Genomic DNA, 12,427 nt, shown 5'->3' with positions numbered 1-12,427 from the left:
TAACCCAAAAAAGTGCCTCAATGAAGAGGCACAGTCGTTAGCTGATATAAAGGTTCTCATTGATCGTATTGACAATATGATCAATATGGTCACCGAACTCACGTTTCAGTAATTTGTAGCCACCAGACGTTCTAAAAGGTTCTTCCGAGAATGCCTCTTCTGCGGTAGGCGCAAGAACAGGCACTTGAAGTAATTGCTTTTCTATTCTCTCTAACCACTTCTTTTGCCTTGGCGTCCAATCATGCAGTGAATACACTTTGTGCATTGCCTGTTTAATACGTGCTTCATGGTCAACGAGTGCTTCACCTAATGCAGCTTGGCGAATAAAACTAATAATATCTGCTGCAACGTCCTCATTTTTTGTCTGTTTCCAAGCGGTTTGTAAATGAGATTGCTTAAAGCCTTTTGTTTCTAAAATCGTCATAAGTTCTCGTAAATCTTGTCTTGTTAGATCTTTTGGCCGTGTACAGATCAGATGCAAAGCGGGAATTTCATTGATATTTTCTTGGATAAATCGAACAAAACCATCCAGATAATCTTCTGGTCGCTTGTTTCCTTCACCATACCCACGAATGACGTCTGTTACTTCATCTTCCTTATCAGATATATAGCGTTTTTCACGTGTTACTTGGTACGTTTCCATGTATTCAAATAGGATATTATGCTGTGTGGCTTCTTGCGGTGAGTATGTTTGAATTTCTTTCACCCATTCATCCACATGTTTTCCATTTGATAATTCTTCAAACTTTCCCATGCCTTCTTCGTCAAATCTTTGTTTGCGACGCTGAATTTTCGCTACTAATTGATCACGATAAAATGAAGCTTCCTCATCAGTCGTCGCATTTATAAGAGAATTATACAACTCACCAATACGATAGTTTTGTTTCTTCACAACTGGTTTCATTTCTGTATAATGTTGCAACTTGTCATATATACCAACGGCATCGTAGATGTTAAAGTGTGTTTTCCCAATCTCTGGGCAGAGACGAGTCGCACGGCCAAGCATTTGATCATAGAGAATACGAGATTGTATTCTTCTTAAAAACACCAAATTTGTGATCGGCGGCACGTCAATACCTGTTGTGAGTAAATCAACCGTTACAACGACATTTGGCAGCCGCTCGTTCTTAAACCTTTTAATGGCATCTAATGGCTTATAGATATAGCCAGTAATTTTCATAATAGCATCATCTTCAATTTCATCGCCACGTTCTTTAAAGGCTTCCTTTAATAACCGAACAACTAAATCTGCGTGTTGGTCAGTGGCTGCAAAGATAAGAGTTTTCTCTTTTCCTGTCGGATCAATGTATTCAACCAGTTTGTTTAGAACCGCCCGATTAAAAGGTTCAGTAATTACCCGTTTATTAAACTGCTCAACCTCAAAATGAATGGTATCTTCCATTTTTTCTAGTTGAATCTCGCCTTTATCAACATCATACACTTCAACTTCTTCGTCTTTTTCAAGAGTAATGCCGACTTGTGAAAGTTCTGTCTTAAACAGATATGGTGGTTCATGGTCAACTAAGTAGCCATCCAGAACCGCTTCACTATAAGAATACTTAAAAATAGGCATACCAAAAATCTCTGTTGTATGAAGAGCTGGTGTTGCAGTAAGTCCTAAACATGCCGCATCAAAATAATCAATTACACGTCGATATTGGCTAATATAATCATTTTGGTCACAGAATTCCAATTCTTCCTCTGACATTTCTTTGTCACTTGTATAGCCACGATGTGCTTCATCTACAATGATGAAATCATACTGCCCGACACTTGGAAGCTTTTCGTTATCGCTATAGAAAAGTCTTCTAACCATTCCCTGCACCGTCGCAATTTGCACCTTCGTTTCAACTTCTGGAGACATGTCTTCTAAAGACTTTACATCGTATATATCAGCAAATGAGTAGCCTTCAATTTTTGTATCCTTAAGTGCATCCTCTGTCTGTTTTCCTAACGAATTACGGTCTACAAGGAAAAGAATACGACGACATTTTTTGGACTTAATTAAGCGATACATGAGGGCGATAGCTGTACGAGTTTTCCCAGTTCCCGTTGCCATCGCAATAAGCATTCTTCGTTGCCCTTCTTTTAATCCCTCTTCAGCGGAAAGTACCGCTCTTTGCTGATAATGACGCAAACCAAACTTAGTAATATCCTCTTTTTCTAATCGTTTATTTGCATCCTTATCATCTTGACTAAGAAGAAGCTGCAAGTCATCAGGTGAATGCCAGCCTTCTAATGGGCGAGCATGATCTAACGGTTTACGTGAATCCCAAAACCAGATGCCCGACTCTTCTTGAAGTTGTCTCAAGTATGGTCGGCCGTTCGTTGCGTATAAAAACGGCACTTTATATTCACCTGTTGTAGGTGTGATGACTTCATCTTCGACTTGTGCCACATTTTTTGCATACACTTTTGTTTGACTTTCTAATGCGCTAGGAATCGTTTTCTTTTTTGCCTTAGCTTCAATAAAGCCAACAAGCTTTAAGCCAATAAATAACGCATAGTCGACCCTGCCGCCAATGACTTTCCATTCAGCAATTGCCATGTTTCGATTTTTCTCTGGCAGCGTTCCGTTCTTTTGATGATTGAGTACAGTTGTGTCTACTTCCCACCCAACAGCACGTAGTTTTCCATCAATAATCGTACGTGTTTCAGCTTCAGTTAATTGCTGTCGACGCATAAAGTTTTTGGATATCTTTTTACGCTCGATTTTTGCCTCTTCTTGTTCTACTTCTGCCTGTTGACGAATTGCCTCTAATTCTTCTTCAAGCTTTTTGACTTTCTCCGCATATTCTTGCTGAAGTGTTTCTGTACTCTGTTCTACTTGTTCTTGAGGTTCTACATACTCTGGTGCTTGAAAGTCCCAATCACCATATACCTCCATAAACCAAATAGACAAGCGGAACGTTAATTGCAACAAAGCTTTTGCTTCTTCTACTTTTCCATAATCCGCTTCATGCATCGCTACATTTCCTTTGCGACGAAGAGCTTCTAATATATCAATTAATTCAGGTTCAAGTAACCTTTCCCGACGCAAAGTGTTAATGCGATCTACTTGTGTTGTACCATATGCCTCTTTAATATTTTCAGCCGCAAGGATAAATTTAGTTAATGTCTCAGCAAACAATCGCAGTTTCATTACTGTTGTATGGGGGTCATGATATACATTTCTCTCAGCTGTCTCTCCCAAGTTAGCAAGTACATCCCATTTCCCTTGAAAAAATGAAAAGTTGCTACTCATTTTTATCACCGTTTCCTAAAAGATTGTTTGTGTCCATTATACTATAATCATGCAAAAATTAGGGAAGAAGATGTATCGCTCTTTTTCTACTCTGCTCCTTAGTTTAGGTTCATTCTTTAACCAAGTGAATAAAAGACGGGTTTTATTAGTTATTGTTTAAATATCGAGGCTACGACATAAGATTTGATCGATAAAAAGAAAAGAAGAGCCTCAATTAAGAGACTCCTACAAAGTTTGTGCCTTTTAAGTTATATAAATCGAATAATTGCAGCATCCGCTCCATATATAGATTCTGCAAGTGTAACCTCTTAACTCCCAAGTCATAGCCAGCAAAGATATCTTCAAGTTCTTGCTGCGTGTAGAAGAGTCTAATAAATACTTCCTCTTCCTCAGTGGCAAATCCAATCTTTTGTTCTTTGTATTCCTGAAGCCTTTGCTTGTGACGTTTCTCAGCCTTTTTCATGATATTTACCTTACGCTTTAGCACATAGTCAGCTTCATTCTCATTTATGAATTGTTCTTTCTCACTCGCATAATTTTCTAGAGCGTCCGCACAATACATTTCGAGATATCGTTGCACTGCTTTACTTGTAGCCTTCAATATCATAGCATATTCTTTCCAGTAATACTTGATTCCTAAGATATTTCCGTTTTCGTCCTCAACTTCAGCTAATGCTTGTTTCCATTCACACTTGAAGCTTTTCACCTTTCTAGCGTTACTATGTGCAATCAAATTGAATTCAACAACATCATATTTCTTCATTAATCGACGTCTAGTTTTTTGAATTTGCTTCATTATTTCGGGATTGATATCAATCTTCCCGTCTTTACCGTACCCTTTCCAGTTCTCATAAAATAAGATGATACCGCATTTCTTCATATGCTCTAAGGTCTTAGCCAATTGCCCATATATCTCAAGGTAGTACTGTGTAAACTCATCTAATAATTTGGTTTGTTCTTCTTCAGTAATGCCGTTTTCAATAACCTTATCGATGTGTTTTGACGCATTTTTACTACTATGTCTAGAACGTAACAGATCATGTTCGAGGTCTGTAATTAATCCAAATTCAATCGCCCATTTTCCTAGGCTCATACTAGCTTGTTTCGTCATATCGTATTCTAAATGAGTCGCTACAATTATGTCCATTGGGATTCTATGTTCAACTTGTTCACGACCACTTCTTACACGACCGTCTTTCTTCATAACCTTTTCATCACGCTTAGTACATTCGTAAATGTTGCTCCTGCCTTGTTTAATGATTTCTATTACATATTCCTGCTCAACTGTTTTACTCTCTAGTTCTTGACCCTAGTTTACCGTCCCTTTTGACCCTAGCCTTCTGAGCATTCGTTCCAAATTCCATTACAAATTCTTCTGTTGTTAATATGAGTTTTCGTTCCACTATAATTACCTACTTTCAATTAGAGGACTGTCATTGACAGCCATTTTTAATCCCTCCTTACATAAGTTATCTAAGTTCTCACTAGCGATTTAGACCAATTGAATGGTGTGCAAGTTTTGCCGTAATATTTTATTTATATCCATATTTATATTATATCAAAAATATGCACACCGTTTTAATTGCCTCAAATCTTTGACATTCCTAGCAGATATACACTATTAAAGTATTCACTTTTGTTGTTTAAGAGTTTTACAAGGAGTGCCTTCCTATAGGAAGGTGCTACTGCCTAGGAGACCTACGTAAGTAGGTCGGGATGGCAACCCAATTTCTTAGTCTATCTTAATCTTAAGGTTGAACCCTTATTTCAATTCATATTTACATTATACCAAACTCCAAATTGGCTACTTTCGTTAAAACCTCTAGGAAAAAGCTTAGGAATAAAACAAAAGTAGCAAACAAGAACTTTTTATAGGTGATTTATGGAATTATACGCCGATATGATGAAAAATAGCATTTACATAGTATCAAATAAGATACTTACTGTTGAAGTGACTCAGGAGACAATGCTTTTATCCTTAAAAGCTTGATATAAACCTCTTTTTTATTTTCCCTCAAAGGTACTCATAATAATGTACTAATAGTAATTTCTTTTTTATTTTAGATTATAAAAACAGAGAACAGTCATTCGACCGCTCGCTTAAATTACATCACTGAAATTGATTTAATGTACTGCTGTTGATATATAATGTATTATCTAACGCCAAATCTTTCATATGTTTCTATTTTGATTTTTTGTTTTATTTCAGATAGGACTGGTTGAATACATTGCTCTGAGCAATATTTATGGTTTGATTCATAATCTGAACCAGCAATTCTCCACCAACTACTATCAGTCTTGCTAGATACCTTTTTTCCACACATTCCACAGGTAAATCCCCAATTCCCTTTTAGATTATTTCTAAAAGGTGTCTCTAATGCTCTAGGCCCATATGATTGAGAATAATTCCACAGGTCATTTTCTGCATTATGCATTCTAATGTTATTCATTTCAACATCACTTAAATTTACATATGCCTTGGTCATTCCCTCTATTATCGCTGTTCCAGATTCTGGACTAATTTCGTATCCATGGTTGTTTAAGACTCGAATTTTCCCGCTATTTTCCTCATATACGAAATGAAAAGTAACGTGTTTTGAATCCTCTATAAATTCTTTTATTATATTTTTATCCATAATTTCCCCTCTCATCATATTCAATAATTATTTGTTTATACAGAGATCAACGATTATTACGATAAGGAATTAATCGCCCCCTCATAGGTTTGTCTTGATATTTCAACATACTGAGCCACTTTATTTGAGTGATGGGCTAAGCGTTTCATCCCCTTAGACATCCAGATAAGAGCGAAGGCTATTCGCTACTTCATCAACATCCAAATGCAAATACTTAGTTGTGACGGAAATATCGCTATGTCCTAATGGCTTAGATATCACAGCAACATTTGCCCCCTTATCTAACCAATGATTTTGCAAAACCCCTTCTCAAAGCATGAGGGTTGATATTTTTCAAACCGTACATCTTAGCATATTTGTTTAGCCGTTTTTGAATATTAATATGCGTTGGAGAGTTTGATATAACATCACCGTACTTAGTAATAAAAATCAGACTGTTCTTCTTGCCGTATCCATCTCTAATCATGGCATTTTGTTTTATCAATACCTTTAGCATCCTTTTAATTACGTCGTCAAAAGGTAATTTAATTTGCTGATGATTTTTCATAATACTGCCTCCCAAATTCAGCACATTATTATTGAAGTCTATGTGGCGTTCTTCAAGTTGGGTTAATGTATTTATTAGAATACCCGTTTTAAACATCACTAGGACAGCTGTAGCGTCCCTCAGCTGAATGAAATTGTTTAAGTCCAATAAAGAGAGCAGTACATTAACATCACGTTCTGTAGCACCTTCCTTAACCTTTTGATCGACCTTTATATTAATGGTTTTCCAAAATTTCATTTCAATCCAACCGTTATCAAAACAGCGGGAGAGGAATGCTTTTAGACATTTCAATCGTGTTAATTTAGTTTGATTGCTTACATTCATACTATCTAGCCATTTATAGACCGTATCCGCTGTAATATCAGCAACATGGTTTACGTTTGTTATACTCTGAAAATGCTCTACATGAAGGACATAATCGCTTAGTTGTACGCCTTCTATTCCCGCTAACCTTCATTTGCCTAGTGATGGTTTCGAGAGCATCAGAAACCAACATTGAGTGATCCAAGACCTCAAATTGTTTTATTTTTTCTTTTGGAGCGGTGGAATTCGTACTAGTAATGGTTAATCCATTTAATAATCCATTTACATCAACATCTAATAATCCTTTTCTTTTTGTCACAACAAAAAACCTCCTATATCGAAAGTGATATAAGCCAATAACAGGTGTAATTTCTTACGTGACCGTTATACTGACCGTTTCACTATACGATATAGAAGGTTGATTTGACGGGTTTTAGCACCCGATTTAAATACGTCCCAGGAGAGATTCGAACTCCCGACCGACGGCTTAGAAGGCCGTTGCTCTATCCAGCTGAGCTACTGGGACACGTTTTGTTTTTTTGTTTTTCGCTTTAACTATCAGCGACAAGATTTATTATATATGGGATGCAATAATAAGTCAACGGTTTTTTAGAATTTTTTTCATGAGGAAGAAAATTTTCTTCCTCATGACATTTTCATAGTGTGACTCGGTTTTGCAGATCCTCAATTTCATTGCCTGCTTGGTCGTAAAAACGGACTGTCGCAGCATCATTTTCTAATGTCAGTATAGCATAGCTTTCTGTCCTGCGCACCCTCGGAAGCCGGATGCTGCCTGGGTTAATCATCAGTTTTCCGCGCAGCACTTCGCTTCCCGCGATGTGCGAATGCCCGAAGCAGATTACATCCGCTCCGAGCTCCTCTGCACGATAGTATACGTTTAACAAGGTCTGTTTTATACCGTGAAGGTGGCCGTGTGTGACCAGTATTTTTCTTGAGCCGGCAGTCAGAAGAAGCTCGTCCTTAAAATCGCCGGCAAAATCGCAATTGCCTTTTACAACCGCATAAGGCTCCAATGCAGGATGCCTCGTTTCAAGCTCAGAGTCCCCGCAATGAATCATGAGATCAACTTCTGCCTCATGCCGTTTCGCAATGGTTTGGAGTTCTTCTTCAAGCCCATGGCTGTCACTGATAATCAGCACGTTCATGTACAAGCTTCCTCCTTATGCCTCCAAAAGCTTAGACAGCTTTTTAAGCGCGTCAGCCCTATGGCTGATTTTATTTTTTTCATCACTTGTCAGTTCAGCCATTGTCTTATCTTTATCCTTCACGATAAAGATCGGGTCATAGCCAAAGCCGTATTCCCCTCTCGGTTCTTCTGCAATATACCCTTCAACATGGCCTTCGACTGTTTTTGTTTCCTCTCCAGGGATACTCACAGCCAGCGCGCAGCGGAAACGGGCCGTGCGCTGTTCTTTTTCAATTCCTTTCAGCTCACTGAGTACTTTATCGATATTTGCCTGATCGTCTTTCTGTTCCCCTGCATAGCGGGCAGAATAAACGCCGGGTCTGCCTCCAAGATTATCGATGGATAGACCGGAGTCGTCCGCAATCACCATTTTGTTCACTGCTTTGGCAACAGCTTCCGCTTTCAGAATGGCATTTTCTTCAAATGTATGGCCTGTTTCTTCAATTTCTTCTGTGAAACCAATTTCAGCTAAAGATTTGACATCATAGCCTCTTGGCTCAAGGATTTCTTTGAATTCCTTCACTTTTCCCGGATTATGTGTCGCAATAATTGCTTCTTTCATGATGATCAAGCCTTTCTGTCTTTATTTCAGTTCTGGCAGAGAATCACCCAGCACTTCTTTTTGCTTGTCAATCAGTTCCTGAATGCCTTTTTCAGCAAGACCAAGAAGACCGTTCAGATCCTCCCTTGAAAAAGTCGCCTCTTCCCCGGTTCCCTGCAGCTCTACAAAACGGCCGTTGCCAGTCATAATGACATTCATGTCAACCTCAGCAGAGGAATCTTCTTCATAATTTAAATCTAACAAAATTCCCTGCTCCTTATCAATTCCGACAGAGATCGCAGCAAGAAAATCAGTGATCGGATTTGTCTTGATCGTTCCCGCTTTGATCAGCTTGCCAATCGCAATCGCCATAGCAAGAAATGCACCTGTAATGGAAGCGGTTCTTGTCCCGCCATCGGCCTGAATGACATCACAGTCAATCCAAATGGTACGTTCACCGAGCTTTTCTAAATCTACAACTGCCCGAAGCGCGCGGCCGATCAAGCGTTGAATCTCCATTGTTCTGCCGGAAATTTTCCCTTTAGAAGATTCTCTGATTGTTCTTTGGTTTGTTGCCCGCGGCAGCATGCTGTATTCAGCTGTAATCCAGCCTTTTCCTCCGCCTCGCAAAAACGGCGGCACGCGGTCCTCAACAGACGCGTTGCAGATTACTTTTGTATTTCCCGCTGTTATTAGAACAGAACCTTCCGGATGGCTGATAAAATCCAAATCGAATGTGATTGGACGCAGCTCATCATGTTGTCTTCCGTCATGTCTCATGTTTTACCTCCGATTGTATGTACATAAACCATTTTTGTCCCGGAATTGAATAAAGAAAGAGGCAGCCGGAACGCTAACCTCTTTCTTACTAGTATATCAAAAATCCCAATTTAAAAACTACCCGTATTCACTTGAGAAGGTCTGGAGACCGGTTCTGTGAGCTTTTCGCCTTTTTCATTTACAAGCTCTGATTTCCCGTTTACTTTAACTGAGACACTTTTTACATCCGGCTGCTCCGTTAATGTCAGTACAATGCTGTTCAGCACTTCTGAAGAAATCATTTTCGTCTTTTCATCGGCGCTGCCGAATATAGATTGATTGAAATCTAACGTCACACGTCCATCTTTGATTTTCGGTTTGCTGACAAGCTTCACGTCTTCACTGAAATCCGTTAACAGCCCGCTCACCTTGCTTGGGCCTTTAGCCAATTCATTGATCGCTGCTGTGATGTTGTCTTTTTCCGAATTGTCGATCCGTTTCGTCACCGGCACGTAGTACTCACTGTCTTCGTTTTCCGCCAAATAATAAACTGTGAGCGGATGTGTTGCAGTGAGATCATTCACGCCAGATGTTTCCATGTTAATTCCGTCTTTTCGGCTTAAATCATCTGAGATCGGCGTGCCGCCTACAGGCATCTCCTTCAGTTCATGGCCGTTTATTCTCAGCTTCACTTTATCTATCGAACTGAATTGCGTAAGCGTCCATGTCACAGATTGAACAATTTTCTGTTCGTCTTCCTTCTTATAATTTTTAAATTCATTAGAGAAATCAGCTATTGCTGTCCCATCTTTTTTGATGTCAACGTTAACAGTTGTATCAGCCGGCAGTACGGCTCTGAAGCCATTCGGAAGAATTTCTGACACAGGTCCGCCCTGAACGAGGTATTCAAGCGCCTGTTTAGCCGTGCCTTCACTTTTCGGAAGGGGCAGTGTTTGCGCAACGACATACCCGTTTTTATCAATGAGATAAAGCTCCCTCATGACAGTAGATGAGGCTTGATCCGCTTTGGCGGTATCGTTTTTTTCACTTTCTGTTTTTTCGGCTGCTGTTGTATTTGAATCGGCCCCCGCTTCATCGTTCACGTATGTAACGTCTTGAGGCGGATCAATTTCCTCGGCTGCTTTATCAGATTGAAACAAACCGCATCCGGATAAAAGCAAGGCAGAGGTGAGACAAGTGGCACCAATGACTGCAGGTCCTTTTTTCAGCATACTTTTCCCTCCTAAGGCTGTTTGTACTATTATGTATACGAGCCTTATTAGGAAATAGACCGAAGAATTCCGGCAAAACAGAAAAAACCCGCAACATGCCGTTGCGGGCAAAACTATCTTCTAATTGGTTCTTGGAGTGAGATGCATTCAACATGGCCCACTCCATGGCCAAACCAGTCATCTGCAATTTTTGCAAACTGGTCACGTGCTCCTGTTGTCAGGAACTGATGATCCGGGGCAATCGGAGACTGGTTCAGCAGCCCTTTATAGGAGAGAATCGTGCTGACTTCCCGGGCTGTTTCATCGCCGGACGAAATAATGTTTACGTGCTCTCCCATATATCTCTGAATGGATTCTTTTAAAATAGGATAGTGGGTGCAGCCTAAAATCAGCGAATCAATCGCCGTGTCTTTTAACGGATACAGAGATGTTTTGACAATCTCGTCTGCTGTTTTATCAAGAAACTTCCCGCTTTCCACAAAAGGCACAAGCAGCGGGCAGGCAAGATTCTCAACCTTCAGATCAGGATTTAATGCCAATAGCGCCTCTTCGTACGCATTGCTCTTAATCGTATTCTCTGTACCGATGACTCCGATATGCTGATTTTCCGTCACTTTTATCGCTGCTCTCGCACCCGGCTGTATCACTCCGACCACAGGTATACCGACACTGCGCTGGATGTCTTCCAATGCGATCGCTGTTGCTGTGTTGCAGGCGATCACGAGCATTTTGATGTGGTGGTTTTCGAGTAAATAATTCGTCAGCTCCCACGTATATTGAAGAACTTCTTCCTCAGGGCGCGGCCCGTAAGGACACCGTTTCGTATCCCCGACGTAGATAATATTTTCTTTTGGTAGCTGTCTCATGATTTCCTTTGCAACGGTTAAACCGCCAACCCCGGAATCAATGACTCCTATTGGTTGTTCCAACAAAATCGCCTCATTTTCTCTTCATTTCATGCTGCAGTTTCATCAATGATTTTTCGAAGATGGCTATTTCTTCATCTGTAAACGTTTCGAACATATCACGCAGATATTCCTGCCTTTTTGCGATGACCTCTTGGATAATCCGTTCTCCTTCAGGCAGCAGATGTATCCGGACAACACGTCTGTCCGCCGGGTCCTTGACCCGCTCGACAAGCTCATTTTTTTGCATGCGGTCGATTAAGTCCGTTGTCGTGCTGCATGCCAGATACATTTTGCCCGATAGTTCGCCGATTGTCATATCCCCTAATTCATAAAGCCATTGCAGGCCGACAAATTGCGGCGGCGTAATCGCATATTGGTTAAGGATTTCTCGTCCTTTTTGCTTAATGATCGCAGCAATGTGGCGGAGTGACTTTTCAATATCCGCAACATGCTCCAAAGGTTTTGATGTCATTTGTCCATCCCTCACTCAAGGATCTCTTACGCACAAAAGCGTTCCGTGTCTATTTTCCTTCTTTTTTGAAGAAAATGCAAGACTCGCTGGAGAGAAATAGAGGGCTTTAGGCAAATAACATCAAATAGAAAAATTTGTTTTATGCCTTGCCATCCAAGTTTAGCCTAGCATTCCAAATACGATTTCAAAGCCCCAAACAAACAGCAATAACCGGCTCCTTCCTGAAGAGAAGGAATACCGGCAAGGATTAAAGCTCTAGCTCACCCATTCTAAGAAGCTCAACAACGGCTTGCGAACGCCCTTTCACACCCAATTTCTGCATGGCATTTGAAATATGGTTTCGAACGGTTTTCTCACTGATAAATAGCTCGCTTGCAATCTCCTTTGTTGTCTTATCTTGAACGAGCAATTCGAACACTTCTCTTTCTCTTTTCGTTAGCAGCGGCTTCGATTGAAATTCTTTCTCCTTCAAGTATTGTAACCCTCCTTGCTAAGGTGAGAGCGAATCAGAAACGAATGGGTTTTGATATAGTCGAGATATCATATGTAAGAAGGGCACAGGAGGTGACGTATACAAG

The 12,427-nt window shown here is 40.1% G+C and carries 10 protein-coding genes, 1 tRNA gene and 1 pseudogene; all 12 read right to left on the bottom strand.

Features of this window, described 5'->3' with window-relative positions; genetic code table 11:
* Positions 1-37: 37 nt before the first annotated feature.
* Entirely contained in the window at positions 38-3,244 is a 3,207-nt protein-coding gene (gene hsdR / locus AC4CV5_RS11765; protein WP_490922843.1) for a type I restriction-modification system endonuclease, read from the bottom strand.
* Positions 3,245-3,458: 214 nt separating this feature from the next.
* Complete coding sequence (locus tag AC4CV5_RS11760; RefSeq protein WP_490922842.1) at positions 3,459-4,448, bottom strand: hypothetical protein; 990 nt, start codon at positions 4,446-4,448, stop codon at positions 3,459-3,461.
* 949 nt (positions 4,449-5,397) lie between these two features.
* Positions 5,398-5,880, bottom strand: a complete 483-nt coding sequence (locus tag AC4CV5_RS11755; protein ID WP_213417807.1) for a hypothetical protein — start codon at positions 5,878-5,880, stop codon at positions 5,398-5,400.
* 153 nt (positions 5,881-6,033) lie between these two features.
* Positions 6,034-7,049 (bottom strand): annotated as a pseudogene (locus AC4CV5_RS11750) (tyrosine-type recombinase/integrase).
* A 133-nt stretch (positions 7,050-7,182) separates the two neighbouring features.
* Positions 7,183-7,256 (bottom strand) — tRNA-Arg (locus tag AC4CV5_RS11745).
* A 130-nt stretch (positions 7,257-7,386) separates the two neighbouring features.
* A complete protein-coding gene (locus AC4CV5_RS11740) occupies positions 7,387-7,896 on the bottom strand; it encodes a metallophosphoesterase (protein WP_003229585.1) in 510 nt (169 codons plus the stop codon).
* A gap of 15 nt (positions 7,897-7,911) precedes the next feature.
* Positions 7,912-8,508: an XTP/dITP diphosphatase gene (locus AC4CV5_RS11735; RefSeq protein WP_227098894.1), complete on the bottom strand. Its 597-nt coding sequence runs from the start codon at positions 8,506-8,508 to the stop codon at positions 7,912-7,914.
* A 12-nt stretch (positions 8,509-8,520) separates the two neighbouring features.
* The gene (rph, locus tag AC4CV5_RS11730; protein ID WP_222143294.1) at positions 8,521-9,258 is read right to left on the bottom strand and encodes a ribonuclease PH; all 738 of its coding nucleotides are present in this window, start codon (positions 9,256-9,258) and stop codon (positions 8,521-8,523) included.
* Between the two features lie 110 nt (positions 9,259-9,368).
* Positions 9,369-10,469 (bottom strand): spore germination protein GerM, encoded by a 1,101-nt coding sequence (gerM, locus tag AC4CV5_RS11725; protein WP_490922840.1) that lies wholly within the window; start codon positions 10,467-10,469, stop codon positions 9,369-9,371.
* Positions 10,470-10,582: 113 nt separating this feature from the next.
* Entirely contained in the window at positions 10,583-11,401 is an 819-nt protein-coding gene (racE, locus tag AC4CV5_RS11720) for a glutamate racemase (protein WP_222143296.1), read from the bottom strand.
* Between the two features lie 7 nt (positions 11,402-11,408).
* Positions 11,409-11,849 carry a MarR family winged helix-turn-helix transcriptional regulator gene (locus tag AC4CV5_RS11715; protein ID WP_166849920.1) on the bottom strand — a complete coding sequence of 147 codons (441 nt, stop codon included), beginning with the start codon at positions 11,847-11,849 and terminating at the stop codon, positions 11,409-11,411.
* A gap of 247 nt (positions 11,850-12,096) precedes the next feature.
* Positions 12,097-12,321 carry a spore germination transcription factor GerE gene (gene gerE / locus AC4CV5_RS11710; protein ID WP_003184172.1) on the bottom strand — a complete coding sequence of 75 codons (225 nt, stop codon included), beginning with the start codon at positions 12,319-12,321 and terminating at the stop codon, positions 12,097-12,099.
* Positions 12,322-12,427: the final 106 nt, after the last annotated feature.

The sequence above is a fragment of the Bacillus sp. NS1 genome, assembly GCF_058248265.1.
Note: the sequence above shows the minus strand (reverse complement) of the source record. Positions and strands in the feature narration are given on the sequence as shown.

Coding starts and splice junctions, on each gene's coding strand:
- hsdR (WP_490922843.1), bottom strand. CDS start 3,244: ATGAGTAGCAACTTTTCATTTTTTCAAGGGAAATGGGATGTACTTGCT.
- AC4CV5_RS11760 (WP_490922842.1), bottom strand. CDS start 4,448: ATGAAGAAAGACGGTCGTGTAAGAAGTGGTCGTGAACAAGTTGAACAT.
- AC4CV5_RS11755 (WP_213417807.1), bottom strand. CDS start 5,880: ATGGATAAAAATATAATAAAAGAATTTATAGAGGATTCAAAACACGTT.
- AC4CV5_RS11740 (WP_003229585.1), bottom strand. CDS start 7,896: ATGAACGTGCTGATTATCAGTGACAGCCATGGGCTTGAAGAAGAACTC.
- rph (WP_222143294.1), bottom strand. CDS start 9,258: ATGAGACATGACGGAAGACAACATGATGAGCTGCGTCCAATCACATTC.
- gerM (WP_490922840.1), bottom strand. CDS start 10,469: ATGCTGAAAAAAGGACCTGCAGTCATTGGTGCCACTTGTCTCACCTCT.
- AC4CV5_RS11715 (WP_166849920.1), bottom strand. CDS start 11,849: ATGACATCAAAACCTTTGGAGCATGTTGCGGATATTGAAAAGTCACTC.